Genomic DNA, 17417 nt, shown 5'->3' on the forward strand with positions numbered 1-17417 from the left:
ATGTCCTCCACCACCTTCTCCAGGATCGTCTGCAGGCGGCGCGCGCCAATGTTCTCCACCGAGCCGTTCACCGCGACGGCCGCGTCGGCGATGGCGTCCACCGCATCATCGGTGAAGGCGAGCGTGACGCCTTCGGTGGCGAGGAGGGCCTGGTACTGCTTCAGGAGCGAGCCCTCGGGCTCGCGCAGGATCCGGACCAGGTCGGGGTAGCGCAGGGGATCCAGCTCGACGCGGATGGGGAAGCGCCCCTGCAGCTCCGGGATCAGGTCGCTGGGCTTGCTGAGGTGGAACGCACCCGAGGCGATGAAGAGGATGTGGTCGGTCTTGACCATGCCGTACTTGGTGCTGACGGTCGAGCCTTCCACGATGGGCAGGATGTCCCGCTGCACGCCCTCGCGCGAGACGTCCGGACCTTGACCCCCGCCTTCCCGGCCCGCGATCTTGTCGATCTCGTCCAAAAAGACGATCCCGTTCTGCTCCACCAGGTTGACGGCCTTCTTGATGACGTTCTCCATGTCGATCAGGCGCGAGGTCTCCTCCTGCGTCAGGAGCTTGACGGCCTCCGTCACCTTCACCTTCCTCTTCTTTTTCTGCTTGGGCATGAGGTTGCCGAACATCTCCTTCAGGTTGAAGCCCATGTCCTCCAGGCCTCCGGAGGTGATGACCTCGACCATGGGCATGGCCTGGGCCGTGATCTCCAGTTCGATCGCCTTGTCATCCAGCTTTCCAGCCCGGAGGAGATCCTTCAGCTTCTGGCGGTTGGCGTCGTGTGAGGGGCTCGCGTCGCCCCCTGCGCCAGATGGGGCCTCTCCCTCAAGGCCCAAAAGGCTTTCGATCGGGGATCGGCGACGGTCGGAAGTCCCCATCAGAATGTCGAGGAGACGCTCCTCGGCCAGCTCCTGGGCCCGGAGCTGGACGCGGCGCTGTTCTTCCTCCCGCATCATCTTGACGGCGAGTTCGGTCAACTCGCGGATCATGCTCTCCACGTCCTTGCCGACGTAGCCGACCTCCGTGAACTTCGAGGCCTCCACCTTGATGAAGGGGGCGTTGGCGAGCTTGGCAAGACGCCGGGCGATCTCCGTCTTGCCCACCCCCGTGGGCCCGATCATGATGATGTTTTTCGGGGCGATTTCTTCCCGGAGCTCTTCGGGGACTTGAAGGCGCCGCCAGCGGTTGCGAAGGGCGAGCGCGACGGCCCGCTTGGCGTCCTTTTGGCCGATGATAAATTTGTCCAATTCGGAAACGGTCTCCCGGGGCGTAAAGGTTTTCATGCTATTTCAATTCCTGAATCGTCAGGTTGTCGTTCGTGAAGACGCAGATCTCCGCGGCGATGTGCAGCGACTTCTCCGCGACCTCCCTGGCGGAGAGCTTCGTCTCGCGGAGAAGGGCGCGGGCGGCGGCGAGCGCGAAGGGGCCTCCGGACCCGATCGCCGCGATCCCGTCGTCCGGCTCGATCACGTCGCCGTTGCCGGACACGGTGAGGATCTTCTCCTTGTCGCCGACGATCAACAGCGCCTCCAACCGCCGGAGCATGCGGTCGGTCCGCCAGTCCTTGGCCATCTCGACGGCGGCGCGGACGAGATTTCCGTTGTACTGGTCGAGCTTGGCCTCGAATTTTTCGAAGAGCGTCAGGGCGTCCGCGGTCGAGCCCGCGAAGCCCGCCAGGACCTTGCCGTCCCGCATCGTGCGGATCTTGGAGGCCTTGCTCTTCATGACGGTATTGCCGAAGCTCACCTGCCCGTCCCCGGCGAAGGCGACTTTCCCGTCGCGCAAGACCGCCAAGATCGTTGTGGAACGGATCCGCTCAGGCCTTGGGGTGCGCCTTGTCATAAACCTCCATCAAATGTTGCAGGCTGACCTGCGTGTATTTCTGAGTCGTCGAGAGGTTGCTATGCCCCAAGAGCTCCTGAATTCCCCTCAAGTCCGCGCCGGCCTCCAAAAGGTGCGTCGCGTAGCTGTGACGCAGGGTGTGCGGCGTCGTGCGTTTGACGATGCCTGCCTTGAGGGCGTTTTTCTTGACGATTCTCTGAATCGTCCTGTCGGTCAAGCCGAATAAGGTTCCTTCGGCGGCCCCCCTCTCCCTCATGAAGTGCCGTAAGGCCTCCCGGGCCTTGGCCCCCAGCGGGACCAATCTCTCCTTGTTTCCCTTCCCGCGGACCTTCACCCAGCCGTCGTCCAGATTCACGCTGGACGCCCTCAGACCGGTCAACTCCCCCACGCGGATGCCGGTCCCGTAGAGCAGCTCCAGAACGGCTCTGTCCCGAACTTCTCCGGAATCCATCAGACGCCCCGCCTCTTCCTGGACCAGAAATCTCGGAAGTTTCTTGGGCAACTTCGGCAGGGTCAGTCCCTCCGCGGGCGAGGCCCCGATCACGCCTTGGCGCATCAGGTACCGGTAGAACGCCCGGACCGACGATAGCCTCCGCGCGATGGAGGCCGCCTGAAGGCCGCCGAAAAGGGAGGCGACGTAGCTCCGGAGCGCCTTCGATTCGACGGAGGCCCAGTCCTTCCCATCCAGGAACGCCTTGAGATGATCCAAATCCGCCAGGTAGTTCTTGAGCGTGTGGCGCGAATAGCCCTTCTCGAACTTGAGGTAGTCGGCGAACGCCTGGATCAAATCGGTCTTCAATTCTGGGTTCTCGTGTAGTCGCAATTCTCGCGCGGGCACTTGACCGTCGTCGCCGCCTTCGTGGACTTGGCGACGAGCGTCGGCGACCCGCACTGAGGGCACGCTTCCTTCAGGGGCTTGTCCCAAGTCGCAAAGGTGCACTTGGGATACTGGCTGCATCCGTAAAAGGTGCGCCCCTTCTTGGTGCGCCGCTCGGCCAGGGCCCCGCCGCAGCTGGGACACGTGATGCCCGTTGAGATCGCGCGCGTCGTCTTGCACTCCGGATACTTCGAACAGGCGAGGAACTTGCCGAAACGCCCCGACTTGATCACCATCTGGCTCCCGCAGGTCGAGCAGAGCTCGCCCGTGACCTCCAGTTTCATGAGTTTGAGCTTGCCGTCCTCCTGCCTCTCGAACTCCCGGGTGTACTTGCATTCCGGGTAGTTCGTGCAGGCGAGGAACTCGCCGCGGCGCCCCCACTTGATGACCATGGGGCTGTTGCATCTCTCGCAGGAGAGATCCGTCGCGATTTCCTGCCGCTTGATGTCGCGCATGTGCGTCTTGGCCTTCTCCAGGGCGGCTTGGAAGGGTTTGTAAAAATCCTTCACGGCCTCGGTGCAGGTTTGCTTGCCTTCCTCCACCTCGTCGAGCTCGGTCTCCATCTTGGCCGTGAATTCCACGTTGAAAATATCCGGAAAACTCTCGATGAGGACGTCGTTGACGATGAAACCCAGGTCCGTCGGCGAATAGACCCTTTGCTCCTTCTTGACGTACTCCTTGTCCACGAGGGTCGAGAGGATCGTCGCGTAGGTCGACGGCCTCCCGATGCCCAGTTCCTCCAGCTCCCGGATGAGTGAGGCGTCGTTGAACTTGGGCGGCGGCTCCGTGAAATGCTGCTCGGGCCGGGTCTCCAACACCTTAAGCGTTTCGCCCTCCTTCAATAGAGGCAGGAGTTTCGACGCCTTCTCGGCCTCGTCGGCCTCCTCCTCCTCTTTCTCCTTCTTTTCCGCCACGAAGGCCGCCTCGTAGAGGCTCAGGAATCCGGCGAACTTCATCTGGGCCCCGTTGGCCCGGTAACCGTACGGGCCCGCGCTGATGTCGAACGTGGTCTGGTCGAAGACGGCGGGCGTCATCTGGCAGGCCACGAAGCGCTTCCAGATCAGCTCGTAAAGTTTGAAAAGGTCCTCCTCCAGATGGGACCTGACCGACTCGGGCGTGCGCATCACGGAGGTCGGGCGGATCGCCTCGTGCGCGTCCTGCGCGGATTTCTTGTTCTTATAAACGAGTGGCTTTTCCGGAAGGTAATCCTTGCCCACTTTCTCTTCGATGAATTGCCGGACCTCCGTGAGCGCCTCGTCGGAGACGCGGGTCGAGTCGGTCCGCATGTAGGTGATGAGGCCGACCGGGTCCCCTTCCCCCACGTCCACGCCCTCGTAGAGCTGCTGGGCGAGCATCATCGTGCGCGCGGCCGAAAAACCCAGCTTTTGCGAGGCGTCCTGCTGGAGGCGGCTCGTGATGAAGGGCGGATAGGGATTTCTCTTCCTTTCCTTGCGGACGATCGACCGAAGGACGTGGGGGGCGGATTTGATCTCTGCAAGGACTCTCGAGGACTCCGTTCCGTTCGCAATCCGGAATTTTTTCCCCTCGAACGAGACGAGCTTTGCCGTGAACGACGGCGGCAGGCTTCCTTCCAGCACGGCCTCGATCGTCCAGTATTCTTCAGGATTGAACGCCTTGATCGCCCTCTCCCGCTCGCAAATCAGCCGAAGGGCGACCGTCTGCACGCGTCCCGCCGAGAGCCCGCGGCGGACCTTGTCCCAGAGGAGGGGACTCACCTGGTACCCCACGAGCCTGTCCAAGATGCGGCGCGCCTGCTGGGCCTCGTAAAGATTCTTGTTGAGGTCGATGGGATTGGCGATGGCCTCCAGCACGGCCTTCTTGGTGATCTCGTTGAAGAGGACGCGGTGGAGGGGTTTTTTGACCGCCTTGGTCTTGCCCTTCTCTCCGGCCTTCTCCTTCTCCCCCTTGTAGATCTCCTCGGCCACGTGCCACGCGATGGCCTCTCCCTCGCGGTCGGGGTCGAGGGCGAGATAGACCTGGTCGGCCGCCGAGGCCGCCTTGCGGAGCTCCTCGATGACCTTCTTTTTCGCGGCAATGACCTCGTAAGTGGGCTCAAAGCCCTTCTTGACGTCGACGCCCAGCTTGGACTTGGGCAGATCCTTCACGTGGCCGACGGAGGCCTTGACCTTGTAATTCTTGCCCAAATATTTTTCGATCGTCTTGGCCTTTGCGGGCGATTCGACGATCACAAGCGACTTGACCATTTTTTCTCCTCAGCGCCCCGCGTCTTCCCAGAGGCCGCCGGGTAATGCCCTAATCCTACCACGAATTTCAAGATCGACCAGCAAACCGCTCAGTTTTTCGACGGCGATGCCCGAGGACGCGATCAAGTCGTCCACGTGCCGGGGACCCGAATTGAGAAGCCTCAGGACGGCGCCGGCATCGCCGGTTTCGGCGGCGGCTTGAGGACGCTCCGGCAACGGAAGCTGGACACCCGCGCCCAGTTCGTCAAGGACGTCCCTGACCGAGAGGACGAGTTTCGCGCCGTTTTGAATGAGCCGGTTCGTCCCTTCCGACTGCGGGGACGTGATGGGTCCGGGCACGGCGAAGACCTCGCGCCCGTGCTGCAGGGCGAAATCCGCCGTGATGAGCGATCCGCTTTTGACGCCCGCCTCGACGACCACGACGCCGCGCGAGAGCCCGCTGACGATCCGGTTGCGTTTTGGAAAGGTCCACGGGGCCGCCTGCGTGCCGGGAGGAAATTCCGTGACCACGACGCCTTCGGAGGCGATCCTCTCCTTGAGCGTCTTATTCTGCGCGGGCGACATCAGGTCGATGCCGCATCCCAGCACCGCGATCGTTCCGCCCCTCGCCGCGCCCCCCGCGCCTTCGGCATCGAGGGCCCCGCGGTGCGCAGCGGCGTCGATGCCGAAGGCCAGCCCGCTGACGACCGTCGCTCCGGCCTCCGACAAGGCGCGCGAGAGTTCATAGGCCGTTTTCTCCCCGTAGGCCGTGCATTCCCGGGCCCCGACGACGGCGACCGGAATCGACCGGTTCAGCAAATCAGAATCCCCCTGGACCCAGAGGCGCCGCGGGGGATCGTGGATGTGGCGGAGAAGATCGGGATACGCCCGATCCTCGAGTGAAATTTCAAAAACCATGGATTACGGCTTCTCGCCCGACTGGGCGGACGCCGGCTGAGGACCTCCCTCTTCTTCTTCGTCCACCCGTTCGCGCAGCTCCTTGCCCACCTTGAAGAAGGGAAGTTTCTTGGGTCTGACCTCGATGGATTGCCCCGTACGGGGATTGCGCCCGCGGTAGGAACCGTAGTCCTTGACGACGAAACTCCCAAATCCGCGGATCTCGATTCGGTCTCCGCCTTTCATGGCTTCCACCATGGAATCGAAGATCAAATCCACGACATCCTCGGCCTTCTTGCGCGTCATTTTTCCCTTCTCCGCAAGCGCCTCGACCAGTTCGGATTTGTTCATGGAAGCCCCCAGGGAATAAGCAACCGCAATACCTTAAAATCATTAGTAAAATAACAGCCCCCGCGCCGATGGTCAAGATGGAAGAAATACCGCCCCAAGAGCCGAACCTCTTGACTCCTCTCATTATTTACGGTTTTTTGATCCGGTTATCCGACGCCGACCGGGGCCCCCATAGCTCAATGGATAGAGTACGAGCCTCCGAAGCTTGGGATGCAGGTTCGATTCCTGCTGGGGGCACTTAACCGTGAGAAAGATTGACCTTTTCCTCTTCGACCTCGACGGCACGCTGATCGATTCCAAGAGGGACATCGCCGCCTCCGTCAATTTCACGATGGCCAAGCTCGGGCTCCCCCGGCTCCCGGACGACCTGATTTACAGCTTCGTGGGCCATGGAGTGACCCCCTTGATCCGGCAAACGGTCGAGGCGGCGGGAGGCTCCGCCGCTGGAGGATTCGACCAGGCGATGGCGATCTTCAAGGCGCATTACGACCAGCACCTCCTCGACACGACGGAGGCCTTCCCCGGCGTGAGGGAGGTCCTGAAGCATTTCCTCGGGAAGAAAAAGATCGTCCTCACCAACAAGTCGCAGGGGTTTTCCGACAAGATCCTGAAAGGACTGGCCCTCTCCCCCTCGTTTGACGGCGTCTTCGGAGGGGACACGGAATTTCCCAAGAAGCCGGCCCCGGACGTCGTCCATCATCTCTTGAAGACCTACGGCGTATCGCCCAAGCATGCGGTCATCGTCGGCGACAGCCGCGTCGACATGGAAACGGGAACGAACGCCGGGATCCTCCGGTGCGGGGTGACCTATGGATTCCGGCCGCGGGCCGAGCTCGAGGACGCGGGCTTCGATTATATGATCGAGCGGCCCGAGGAGCTCCTGTCCCTGTTCGATTAGGTGTTCAGTTCCGACCTTCGGTCAGGAGGGTCATCAGCCCTCCGATGAACGGCAGAAAGGGAGAACGCCCTTCGTCCTCCGACCGTGGCCAATTGACGCGGATCGCCGTCAAGAACCCCTCGGAGAACTCCTGCCAAGCGATCCTCATTTGATGCAGGTTTGAAGCGGCTTCCTGCCTGGACGTCCAGTAGCACGGGCCGTCGATGACCACATAATCCGGGCAAAAATCCGGCGAGCCGTCCAACAGGGATCGCCTCATGAGCCCCGCGGCCTCGTTGGCAAACCGTTTTCTGTCGAACCCGGGGTTTTGATACGCCAGGATGGCCCCATCGCCGATTTCGAACGGAGGGAGCCGCGCAGGGTCTTCCTCACAATGATGTTTGAAGGCCCATGTCTCGACTTGTCCCATCCGGCCGAGACCGATCAGGTCCATCGCCTCGATCATGAAGGCGCGCGCGAGGGCCTGGGCGGGCTGAGACTCCGTGAAATTGACGCGAATGTTCCGAACGCCCGAAAACGTCCCCAGATTCTGAGCCATGCTGTAGCCGTTGGACATGGCCATCAGCGGACGGATCAAGGCGGAATTGATCACGAGGAGAATATCGGCAGGATCCGAGGAATGTTGCCAAATCTTATCCTGCTAAAAGATGTTGATTAAGATATACACTGCCATCCCGACCGCGATCGCCGTCTTGGCGAAGATCGAGATCACGCGGGAGGTCAAGACGGCGACGGCGTGGCGGAGGGCGAGGGGGACCTTGCCGTCCTTGACGAGGGTAAAGACGAGGGCCCCGAGGAACGTCCCGATGAGGAGCCCCAGCACGGCGCCGATGAGAAAGACGGGAACCCCAATGATCGCCCCGGCGATCCCGCCCAGGATGGAGCAGACGATCGCTCCCGTGGGGACCTCCACCTTCTTGGGACCCAGCGCGCCTGTGACGAACTCGACGGCCTCTCCCAAGATCGCCAGCGCGATCAGCCAGGCGATCACGACCCAGTCGGACGAGGCCTGAAAGTCCCGCACGAGGGAATAGAGAAGGGCCGCCACGGCGATCAGCCAGGTGCCCGGCAGCGTGAAGAGGACCATGACGACGCCGCCCGTGATCAGCAGGCAAAGGACGACCTGGTAGGTGACCGAAAGGATTTGATGGACCATTATAGAGTGTGCCCCCGACAGGAATCGAACCTGTATCTAGGGCTTAGGAGTCCCTTGTTCTATCCATTGAACTACGGGGGCGAATTTTCAGTACTGTAACAGCGAAAAGATCTCGTGTCCCTTCAGTTTTTCGCGGCCGTTCAGGAGTCCCAGTTCGATCACGAAGGCGCATTCGATCACCTGGCCTCCCATCTTCTGGACCAGGTCGCAGGTCGCTTTGGCGGTCCCGCCGGTGGCCAGGACGTCGTCGATCACCAGCACGCGGCTGCCCTTGTGCAGGCCGTCCTGGTGGATCTCGATCCGGTCGGTGCCGTATTCGAGCGCGTATTCGATCGCCTCCGTCTTGTAAGGGAGCTTGCCCCTCTTCCGGACCGGCACGAAGCCGGCGTCGATCCGGTAGGCCAGCGCCGCGCCGAAAATAAAGCCCCGGGACTCCACGGCCACCACGGCGTCGACCGTCTTCTCGGCGTAACGGCGGGCGAAGAGGTCGATCACCGTCTGAAAGGACCGGACGTCCGCAAGCAGGGGCGTGATGTCCTTGAAGACGATCCCCGGCTTGGGAAAATCCGGGACGTCACGGATTCTCTGTCTCAGCCTCTCCATCGCCTTCTCCTTCGGGTCCTCCATAGTCGGCTCCTTTTTGCTTCGCCTTCTCGGCATACATCGTCTTGGGCAGGAAGAAGAGGGGGTTCCGCGCCTTGGGCCCTTCGCGCACTTCGAAGTGCAGATGAGGCCCGGTCGCGCGGCCCGTCCGGCCCACGCGGGAGATCATCTGCCCCTTCTTCACCTTCATGCCGGTCTTCACGAGGTTGACGGAATTGTGCGCATAAACCGTGAAGAAATCGCCCTTGTGTTTGACCAGAACGAGGTTCCCGTAACCCCGCATCCTCTTGGAGTAGACGACCTCCCCCTCCGCGGCGGCATAGACCGGGGTGCCCGTCTTCGCCCGGATGTCGAGGCCGTCGTGGCGCCTGCCGCGCCTCATGCCGAAGAGCGAGGACACTTCTCCGTCGATGGGCCACGCGAACTTGCCGTGCTCCAATTTGATGGGCGAGGACGCATCGGCGGTCTCTTCGGCCGCCTCTTCGCCGCCTTCCCCGGCCTCCCGCGTTTCGGGACCGGCTTTTTCGCCCTTTCGGGACTTCTTGTCCTTCTCGCTCCGCGCCACGGTCTTGACCGAGACGCCTTCCCTTTTCAAAATGGCGGCAAAGCGGCTCGGCGTCACACCGGGGATATAAAGGGAGGTTCCCGGCTTGACGTCTTCGGGACGCTCGATGTTGTTGACCTCGGCCAGATCCTGAACGGTCGTCCGGTAGCGCTGAGCGATCGACTCGATCGTGTCCCCCTTGCGCACACGGTAATACGCGCCGTGGGCGGTATACACGTGCGCGCAGCCGGCCGAAAGGCCGCAGGCCAGGAGAACCGCGGCCGCGAGGTACCGGTATGATTTCAGGCTTGCCATCCGTATTGACCGTAAAGTTTGACGAACCGGCACGCGCCCAGATTCTCCTCTTCCAGCCGCCCTTCCCTCTTGCGAACGCGGATGAGGATCTGGGACCCCTCATCCCCGCGCGGGATCACGAGACGCCCCCCTTCCGCGAGCTGCTCCGCATACAGCTTGGGGACCGACGGCGATCCCGCGGTCACCAGGATGGCGTCGAACGGCGCCTCATCGGGCCAACCGACGGTCCCGTCGCCGATCCGCAGCGTCAGGTTGGAGTAACCCAGTCGGTACAAGACCATCCGGGCCCGGTTCGACAGCGTCGTCACCCTCTCGATCGAGAAAACCTGCCCCGCGAGTTCCGCCAGAATGGCCGTTTGATACCCTGAGCCCGTGCCGATCTCCAGCACTTTTTCCCGGCCCCCGAGCTCCAGGGCCTGGGACATGAGGGCAACGATATAAGGCTGCGAAATCGTCTGTTTGCATCCGATATTTAAAGGATGATCGAGGTAGGCTTGCGCCGCCATTCCGGGATCGACGAACTCATGGCGAGGCACACGTCCCATGGCCTCGATGACGCGGGGGGCGCGGATGCCCCGCGCGACCAGTTGCTGCGCCACCATCTTCTTCCTGGCGATGTGAAAGTCCACCTTTAGAGCTTCCATCCGCGCATGCTCTCCAACAGCGGGTAATGCGTCAGGTCGACCTGCAAGGGCGTGATGGCGACCTTGCGGGCCTTGAGGGCGTTTCCGTCCGACCCCGGGACGTTCCGGAATCGCCGTTCGTTGCCGGCGATCCAGTAATACTTGCGCCCGCGCGGATCGATCTTTTCGACGATGACGTCCCCGAAGTCCCTCTTGCCCAGACGGGTGAATTCATGGCCCCGGACCTTCGATTCCGGCAGGTTGGGCACGTTCACGTTGAGGACGAAGCCCAGCGGCAGACGTTCCTTCATCACGCGCCGGCTCAGGCGGGCCGCAAAGCCAGAGGCGGTCGCATAGTACGGAAAATCCTCCCCGTAAGCGACCAAGGAAACGGCGATGGAGGGAATCCCCATCAAGGCGCCCTCGACGGCCGCCGAAACCGTTCCGGAATAGTGGACGTCGTCGCACAGATTGGCCCCTCGATTGATTCCGGAGACGATGAGGTCGGGCCTTCGACCGAGGATCGTGTGAACGGCCAGGGTGATGCAGTCGGTGGGCGTTCCGTTGACGGAAAACACCCCCTCGCCTTGCCGGTGGACTCGCAACGGACGGTGGAGCGTCAATGAATGGCTGGAGGCGCTCTGTTCGTCGTCCGGGGCCACGACGACCACGCGGCCGACGCGTTGGAGGGACTCAGTCAACGCGAGAATGCCGTCGGCGCGAAAGCCGTCGTCGTTTGAAACGAGAATGAGGGGCCTTGTCCGGGACATCAATATTCCTAAGGTGAGCAAAAGGGCCCCGCCCCCTCGGGGCGGGGCCCGTGTCGGGCCGGCCGGATTTGAACCGGCGACCCCCTGCACCCCAAGCAGGTGCGCTACCAGACTGCGCTACGGCCCGTTGAAATTACGATTCCAGCATTTTCAGAAGCTCCTCAAGAGTTTTCTTGAGCTGCTTCAAGAATTTGACGTCCTTGGCGTTTTCGAACGTGAGGAGCAATTGTCCGGCACGGGAAGCCTGCTCCGATTCGTCGTGCGCCGCTTCCTTCTCGCCGCGCGACTCGCGCATCTTCTTGCGCGCCCCGTCAATCGTAAACCCCTCGTCGTACAGGAGCTTCTTGATGCCGATGACGGTGTCGATATCCTTACGGCGGTATAGCCGTTGTTTCGTCCGCGACTTGACCGGGCTGATTTCCTTGAACTCGGTCTCCCAATACCGGAGAACGTAAGGCTCCACCCCGGCGATACGCGCGACCTCGCCGATCTTGAAGTAGAGCTTGTCGGGTATAGTCGGCGAGGGTTCCCGCTCTCTCCCCGAAGCCCTCATCTGTTCCACATCTTGGCTCATCGCTCACTCCGTCCTAAGCGAAGCTTAGGGCTTCGTTCGCTAGGGGTTCGCCGCCCCGCCGTCGCCGGCGGCCTTCCCGCCCTTGTTCAAGGCCTGTTTCAAGACCTGGCTGGGGCGGAACGTGAGGACCCGCCGCGCCGAGATCTCGATGGCCTCTCCGGTCTGCGGATTGCGGCCAACGCGGGGTCGCTTTTCCCTCACGATGAAATTGCCGAACCCGGAGATCTTGATCTTCTCGCCCTTTTCGAGCGTCTCCTTCATCATGTTGAAGACCAGCTCGACGATGTCGCTCGATTCCTTCTTTGAGAAACCGATTTTGGTGTAGACGTTTTCGATGATTTCCGCCTTCGTCATGTCACCCTCCCTGGTTGAATATTATCTGATTTCGGCACCAAATTCCCGGCAAACTCCCTGAACCACCTTCTGAAAGACCTCGTTGATCTCCGGATCCGTCAACGTGCGGTCGGGCCGGCCCATCCGAATCGAAAACGCGAGGCTCTTCTTGCCCGCCGCGATCTGGCCGCCCCGGTAGAGGTCGAACACGCGGGCGTCCGTGATGACGTGGTCCTGCCGGCGGATGAAACGGACCAGCGCGCCCGCCTCCGTCCCTTCCTCCACGACGACCGCCAGGTCGCGTTCGACCATCGGCGTTCGGGGAAACTCCCGGTAGCGGCGTTCCGCCCGCTCCATCCCCGCGACGCCGGGCCAATCGAGCTCGAAGACGTGAAGGGACTTCTTCACGTCCAAACGGGCGAGCACGTCCGGATGCAGCACGCCGAACGCTCCGAGCGTACGCCCGTCCACCGTCACCCGCGCCTGCTGGCCCGGATGAAGATGGGATTCGGAGCCGCGCTCGAAGACCGCCGCGTCCAGAAGGCCGAACTCGTCCAGAATCCTTTCGATCACGCCTTTGAGGTCGTAGAAATCGCTCTCACGGACGCCGTCGCTCCAATGGGAGAGGAGACGGCGCCCCATCAAAACGCCCGCCAGCTTCTTGCGCTCCGCAGGCTTTCCGGCGGGCGATTCCTCAAAAACGGTGCGGAGCTCAAAGGCGCGAAACGTCTCCATCTTATGGCGCGCGTGATGGGCCGCCGTCGTCAGCAAGGACGGCAACAGGGAGGCCCTGAGGACGGAATCATCGCGCCCCAACGGATTGGCGAGGGTCGCGAAGGACCGCCCGCCGAGGAGCCCGGCCGTCTCGGGAGACGTGAAGCTGTAATGAACGGTTTCCTGAAGCCCAAGGTCCGCAAGCAAGGCGCGCGCCCGCCGCTCTTGCGAGAGATCCGTCCCGCCTTCGGGCGCGTCGGCCAACGCCGGAAATTTCTCCCCGATCCGATCCAACCCGCGGGCCCGGGCGACCTCTTCGATCAAATCGACGGACCGAGAAACATCCCGGCGGCGGCTGGGCACGCCCACCCGCCATTCGCCCTTCGCACCGGCCTTGATGGAAAACCCGAGGCCCGTCAGGGAGGACCGGATCTCGGCCTCCTTCCACACCCCGCCCAGGACCTCCGAAACCTCGGCCGGGCGGAATCGGACCGTCGCGGACCTGACCTTCTCCCGGTAAAGATCAACCGTCGAAATCTCTCGCCCCCCGGCCACTTCGACGAGCAAGTCCACGGCCCTGCGAAGGGCGACGGGCACGTCTTCCGGATCGACGCCCCGCTCGAAGCGGTACGAGGACTCGGATTGGATCCCCAAGCGCCTCGCGGCGCGTCGCACCACGGACGGGTCGAAATAGGCGCATTCCAGGGCGACGGACGAGGTCGACGCATCGACCTCCGTCCCGGCCCCGCCCATGACGCCGGCGAGCGCGACGGGCCCATCGGCGTCGGCGATCACGAGGTCCTGGGCCTCCAGCTTGCGGTCGATTCCGTCCAGGGTCCTCAAGACCTCGCCGTCCTTCGCGTTCCTGACGGCTATCTTTCCGCCCTTGAGTTTCGCACGGTCGAAGGCGTGAAGCGGCTGGCCCAATTCCATGAGGACGTAATTCGTCACGTCGACGACGTTGTTGACGGAGCGGACGCCCGTTTGGGCGAGGCGGCGGGCGAGCCATGCGGGGCTGGGCCCCACGCTCACCCCCTCGACCACTGCGAGCGCGTAGCGGGGGCATGACTTGGGCCGGGCGACGGCCACTCCGACGGCGGACCGGGTCGAGGTTTTCCGGGCGGCTGACTTCCACGGCGTCTTCAGGGACACCCCGTGCAACGCGGCGATTTCGCGGGCCAGCCCCCGGACCGACAAACAATCGCCGCGGTTGGGCGTGACGTTGACCTCCAGGACGGGCTCCCCCTCGACGTTCGCGATGCCTTCCACCTCCAAACCGGCGAAGGTGAGCCTGTGGGCGATCTCCTCCCCGCCAGCGGCGGCGACGGGCACCCATTCCTTCAGCCATGATAGAGGGAGTTTCATGAAAATTGTTTTAGAAACCTCATGTCGTTCTCGAAAAAGAGACGGATGTCCGTGATTCCGTTCTTCAACATCGAGAGCCGTTCGATCCCCATGCCGAAGGCAAAACCCCTCACCTTGCGCGGGTCATACCCGACATGCTCGAAGACCGCGGGATGGACCATCCCGGAACCGCCCATCTCGATCCAGCCGCTCCCCTTGCAGATGCGGCAAGCGTCGCCCGGGGACTTCTTGCCTTGGCAGACAAAACACTGCAGATCCACCTCGGCCGAAGGTTCTGTGAAGGGGAAATAACTGGGGCGGAAGCGGACTTTCAGGTCTTCGCCGAAGAGACGGCGGAGGAAATAGGCCACCGTGCCCTTGAGGTCGGCCATGGTGACCTTTTCGTCGACGACGAGACCTTCCACCTGGTGGAACATCGGAGAATGCGTCACGTCCGAATCCCGCCGGTAGACCACGCCGGGCGCGATCATGCGGATGGGCGGCTTGTGCCTTTTCATGACGTGGATCTGGACGGGCGAGGTGTGGGTCCGCAGCAGAAATTTCTGCCCTTCCAGGTAGAACGTATCCTGCATGTCGCGTGCGGGGTGGTCGCCGGGGATATTCAACGCCTCAAAATTAAAGAAATCCGTCTCGACTTCGGGACCTTCGTGGACGGTGAACCCGATGCCGCGGAAGATGTCCTCGACCTCGTCCAAAAGCCGCGTCAAGGGATGCACCCCCCCACGCTCCACCGCCCTGCCGGGCAACGTGACGTCGACGGACTCCGCGCGGATCTTCTCCGTCTTCTTCCTTTCCGCGAGCGAAACCGTCAAGTCGCGGACCGTGCGTTCGATCCTCTGCTTGAGCTCGTTGACCTGGGCGCCGACGACGGGCCGTTGGTCGGGCGCGAGGGACCCCAGCGTCTTCAGGACGGCCGTCAGATGGCCCTGTTTGCCGAGGTAGGCCGCCTTCAGGCGCGCCAGGTCATCCTCGGAGCGGACTCCGTCGACATCCTGGTCGAATTTTTGGGCCAAGTCTTCCAAAGACAGCCCCTCCATGGTGTTACCGGACGGCTTCGACGACCTTCGCGAACGCCTTCGGGTTGTGAATCGCAAGCTCGGAGAGCATCTTGCGGTTCAATCCCACCTTGGCCTTGTTCAGCTTCCCGATCAGCTCCCCGTAGGAAACGCCGAGGTCCTTGGCGGCCGCGCCCACGCGGGCGATCCAGAGCTTTCGGAAATCGCGTTTGCGGAGCTTCCGGTGCCGGGTGGCATATCGCATGGCCCTCCGGACGGCCTCGGTGGCCTGCCGGGTCAGGCGCGACTTGGCGCCGCGAAAGCCCTTGGCCCGCTTGAGGATTCGGTTACGACGATGACGGGTCTTCGGCCCGCCCTTGGCGCGTGGCATACATTCTCCTTATTCCCTCACCCCTCGAGTCATCCCGAGATTGCACATCCCCTCTCCCGAATCGGGAGAGGGGCCCGGCACCCACGGCAAAAAGTTGAGGGTGAGGGTGTGTTTATCCATACGGAAACAATTGCTTGATGGCCCGTACATCCGCCGGATGCACGAGGGTCCTCTTCCTGAGGGTGCGCTTGCGCCCCTTCGGCTTCGATGTCAGGATGTGGCGCAAAAAAGACCTCTTGCGCTTGATCTTGCCCGACTTGAGGATCTTGAAACGCTTCTTTGCGGCCTTGTTTGTCTTCAGCTTCGGCATCGTAATTCTCCATTTCCGGGCGAACACGGGGTTCGCCCCGACATCATTGCGGCGCTAAGACCATGTAGAGCGCCTTACCCTCCATGGACGGTGAATGCTCGACCTTGGCGACGTTCTTCAACTCCTCCAAGACGCGGCTCAACACCTCGCGGCCCCGCTCCTGATAGGCCATCTCGCGCCCTTTGAAGACGACGGTGATCTTCGCCTTGTCGCCCTCCTCCAGGAAACGCTTGATGTGCCGGAGCTTGAACTGGAAGTCGTGCTCGTCTGTGTTCGGACGCATCTTGACCTCCTTGAGCTTCACCACGACCTGTTTCTTCTTGGCTTCCTGGGCCTTCTTCTTGATCTCGTACTTGTATTTTCCGTAATCGAGGATCTTGCAGACCGGCGGCGACGCCGAAGGCGAGATCTCCACGAGGTCCAGACCAGCCTCCCTTGCGAGCTTCATCGCCTCGATCGTGGGCAAGACGCCCAACTGTTTGCCGTCCTGGTCGATCAAACGGACTTGGTTGATCCGGATGCGCCCGTTGATCCTGAGTTCTTTTTCTCTTTGGAAAATAAAAACACCTCCTGTTTAGGTTCTCGATTGAATTTCGGACGCCAGCCGTCCGACGAATTCGTCGACGGGCAGCTTGCCCAAATCACCCTTTTTCTTGCTCCGGATACTCAAGGTCCCGGCTTCGCGCTCCTTGCCGCCGATCACGGCCATGTACGGGATCTTGCGCAGCTCCGCCTCGCGGATCTTGTGGCCCAGCTTCTCGACGCGGCCGTCCACCTCGACGCGGATGCCGCGGGCCTTCATCCTGGCCGCGACGTCCTCGGCGAAGGCCGCTTCCTTGTCCGAGATGGTGATCAGCACGGCCTGCACGGGGGCCAGCCAGGCCGGGAACGCGCCCGCATAGTGCTCCACCAGGACCCCGAAAAACCGCTCGAGCGATCCCAGGAGGGCTCGGTGCACCATGATCGGCCGCTCGCGCGAGCCGTCGTCGGCCACGTATTCCAGTTCGAAGCGTTCTGGCAAATTGAAGTCCACCTGAATGGTCGAGCACTGCCAGGCCCTCCCGATCTGGTCCTTGATCTTCACGTCGATCTTGGGGCCGTAGAAAACGCCTTCGCCGGGATCCACGGCATACGCGATCTTGCTCGAATCGAGCGCCTTTTTCAGGGCCTCGGTCGCATGGGCCCAGTTCTCGTCGCTGCCGACGTATTTTTCCGGGCGGGTCGAGAGATAAACCTCGAAATCCTCAAAACCGAAGGTCCGCAGCATGGTGAAGACGAAACCCAGGACCGTGGAAACTTCCGATTCCAGCTGATCGGGACGGCAGAAGATATGGGCGTCGTCCTGCGTGAATCCTCGCACGCGCAGGAGCCCGTGCAGGACCCCCGAACGCTCGTACCGGTAGACCGTTCCCAATTCCGCCCAGCGGAACGGCAGCTCGCGGTAGCTGTGCAGGTGCGTCTTGTAGATCTTGATGTGGAAGGGGCAATTCATGGGCTTCAGCTGGTAGTCGACCCCTTCCATCTCCATCGGGGAATACATGTAGTCCTTGTAGAAATCGAGATGACCGGAGGTCTTCCAGACGCTCCGGTGCGCGATGTGCGGCGTGAAGACGATCTCGTAGCCGCCCTGGACGTGCGCCTCGCGCCAATAGTCCTCGATGGCCTTC

At 62.2% G+C, this 17417-nt stretch carries 21 protein-coding genes and 3 tRNA genes; 2 read left to right on the forward strand and 22 right to left on the reverse strand.

The window, feature by feature from the left end; all coding sequences use genetic code 11:
* From hslU to VLJ37_09305, 6 genes are all read right to left on the reverse strand, one after another.
* A partial coding sequence (gene hslU, locus VLJ37_09280) for an ATP-dependent protease ATPase subunit HslU (GenBank protein HSA59862.1) occupies positions 1-1271 on the reverse strand: 1271 nt, incomplete at its 3' end.
* Between the two features lies 1 nt (position 1272).
* Entirely contained in the window at positions 1273-1830 is a 558-nt protein-coding gene (gene hslV, locus VLJ37_09285) for an ATP-dependent protease subunit HslV (GenBank protein HSA59863.1), read from the reverse strand.
* Positions 1805-2629, reverse strand: coding sequence for a site-specific tyrosine recombinase/integron integrase (xerA, locus tag VLJ37_09290; protein HSA59864.1), 825 nt, complete (start codon positions 2627-2629; stop codon positions 1805-1807). The genes hslV and xerA overlap by 26 nt, the downstream gene beginning before the upstream one ends.
* Positions 2626-4932, reverse strand: a complete 2307-nt coding sequence (topA, locus tag VLJ37_09295; protein ID HSA59865.1) for a type I DNA topoisomerase — start codon at positions 4930-4932, stop codon at positions 2626-2628. Before topA ends, xerA begins: the two co-directional genes overlap by 4 nt.
* Positions 4933-4941: 9 nt before the next feature.
* Positions 4942-5829: a DNA-processing protein DprA gene (gene dprA / locus VLJ37_09300; protein ID HSA59866.1), complete on the reverse strand. Its 888-nt coding sequence runs from the start codon at positions 5827-5829 to the stop codon at positions 4942-4944.
* Positions 5830-5832: 3 nt separating this feature from the next.
* A complete protein-coding gene (locus VLJ37_09305; GenBank protein HSA59867.1) occupies positions 5833-6159 on the reverse strand; it encodes an HU family DNA-binding protein in 327 nt (108 codons plus the stop codon).
* Positions 6160-6324: 165 nt separating this feature from the next.
* On the opposite strand from VLJ37_09305, the gene VLJ37_09310 reads away from it, so the two are divergent.
* Both VLJ37_09310 and VLJ37_09315 read left to right on the forward strand, forming a co-directional pair.
* A tRNA-Arg gene (locus VLJ37_09310) sits at positions 6325-6396 on the forward strand.
* Positions 6397-6403: 7 nt separating this feature from the next.
* Entirely contained in the window at positions 6404-7057 is a 654-nt protein-coding gene (locus tag VLJ37_09315; GenBank protein ID HSA59868.1) for an HAD family hydrolase, read from the forward strand.
* A 4-nt stretch (positions 7058-7061) separates the two neighbouring features.
* On the opposite strand, the gene VLJ37_09320 is transcribed toward VLJ37_09315, so the two are convergent.
* The 16 genes from VLJ37_09320 to thrS all read right to left on the reverse strand — a co-directional run.
* The gene (locus tag VLJ37_09320) at positions 7062-7649 is read right to left on the reverse strand and encodes a hypothetical protein (GenBank protein ID HSA59869.1); all 588 of its coding nucleotides are present in this window, start codon (positions 7647-7649) and stop codon (positions 7062-7064) included.
* A 48-nt stretch (positions 7650-7697) separates the two neighbouring features.
* Positions 7698-8213, reverse strand: coding sequence for a DUF456 domain-containing protein (locus VLJ37_09325; protein ID HSA59870.1), 516 nt, complete (start codon positions 8211-8213; stop codon positions 7698-7700).
* Between the two features lie 9 nt (positions 8214-8222).
* Positions 8223-8294: transfer RNA gene (locus tag VLJ37_09330), tRNA-Arg, on the reverse strand.
* A 6-nt stretch (positions 8295-8300) separates the two neighbouring features.
* Positions 8301-8816 carry an adenine phosphoribosyltransferase gene (locus VLJ37_09335; GenBank protein ID HSA59871.1) on the reverse strand — a complete coding sequence of 172 codons (516 nt, stop codon included), beginning with the start codon at positions 8814-8816 and terminating at the stop codon, positions 8301-8303.
* The gene (locus tag VLJ37_09340; protein HSA59872.1) at positions 8788-9675 is read right to left on the reverse strand and encodes a M23 family metallopeptidase; all 888 of its coding nucleotides are present in this window, start codon (positions 9673-9675) and stop codon (positions 8788-8790) included. Before VLJ37_09340 ends, VLJ37_09335 begins: the two co-directional genes overlap by 29 nt.
* Positions 9663-10304 (reverse strand): protein-L-isoaspartate(D-aspartate) O-methyltransferase, encoded by a 642-nt coding sequence (locus tag VLJ37_09345; GenBank protein HSA59873.1) that lies wholly within the window; start codon positions 10302-10304, stop codon positions 9663-9665. The genes VLJ37_09340 and VLJ37_09345 overlap by 13 nt, the downstream gene beginning before the upstream one ends.
* 2 nt (positions 10305-10306) lie before the next feature.
* Positions 10307-11068 carry a 5'/3'-nucleotidase SurE gene (surE, locus tag VLJ37_09350; protein HSA59874.1) on the reverse strand — a complete coding sequence of 254 codons (762 nt, stop codon included), beginning with the start codon at positions 11066-11068 and terminating at the stop codon, positions 10307-10309.
* Positions 11069-11121: 53 nt separating this feature from the next.
* Positions 11122-11195, reverse strand: a tRNA-Pro gene (locus VLJ37_09355).
* Positions 11196-11201: 6 nt separating this feature from the next.
* Positions 11202-11642, reverse strand: coding sequence for a MerR family transcriptional regulator (locus VLJ37_09360; GenBank protein ID HSA59875.1), 441 nt, complete (start codon positions 11640-11642; stop codon positions 11202-11204).
* A 39-nt stretch (positions 11643-11681) separates the two neighbouring features.
* Positions 11682-11996, reverse strand: a complete 315-nt coding sequence (locus VLJ37_09365) for an integration host factor subunit alpha (protein ID HSA59876.1) — start codon at positions 11994-11996, stop codon at positions 11682-11684.
* A gap of 21 nt (positions 11997-12017) precedes the next feature.
* Positions 12018-14054, reverse strand: coding sequence for a phenylalanine--tRNA ligase subunit beta (gene pheT, locus VLJ37_09370; protein ID HSA59877.1), 2037 nt, complete (start codon positions 14052-14054; stop codon positions 12018-12020).
* The gene (gene pheS / locus VLJ37_09375) at positions 14051-15091 is read right to left on the reverse strand and encodes a phenylalanine--tRNA ligase subunit alpha (GenBank protein HSA59878.1); all 1041 of its coding nucleotides are present in this window, start codon (positions 15089-15091) and stop codon (positions 14051-14053) included. Before pheS ends, pheT begins: the two co-directional genes overlap by 4 nt.
* Positions 15092-15095: 4 nt before the next feature.
* Positions 15096-15440 (reverse strand): 50S ribosomal protein L20, encoded by a 345-nt coding sequence (gene rplT / locus VLJ37_09380; protein HSA59879.1) that lies wholly within the window; start codon positions 15438-15440, stop codon positions 15096-15098.
* A 112-nt stretch (positions 15441-15552) separates the two neighbouring features.
* Positions 15553-15750, reverse strand: a complete 198-nt coding sequence (gene rpmI / locus VLJ37_09385) for a 50S ribosomal protein L35 (GenBank protein HSA59880.1) — start codon at positions 15748-15750, stop codon at positions 15553-15555.
* A 43-nt stretch (positions 15751-15793) separates the two neighbouring features.
* Entirely contained in the window at positions 15794-16309 is a 516-nt protein-coding gene (gene infC, locus VLJ37_09390) for a translation initiation factor IF-3 (protein ID HSA59881.1), read from the reverse strand.
* Positions 16310-16324: 15 nt separating this feature from the next.
* A partial coding sequence (gene thrS, locus VLJ37_09395; protein ID HSA59882.1) for a threonine--tRNA ligase occupies positions 16325-17417 on the reverse strand: 1093 nt, incomplete at its 5' end.

The organism is bacterium (assembly GCA_035454885.1).
In the GTDB taxonomy this organism is placed as follows: Bacteria; UBA10199; UBA10199; order JACPAL01.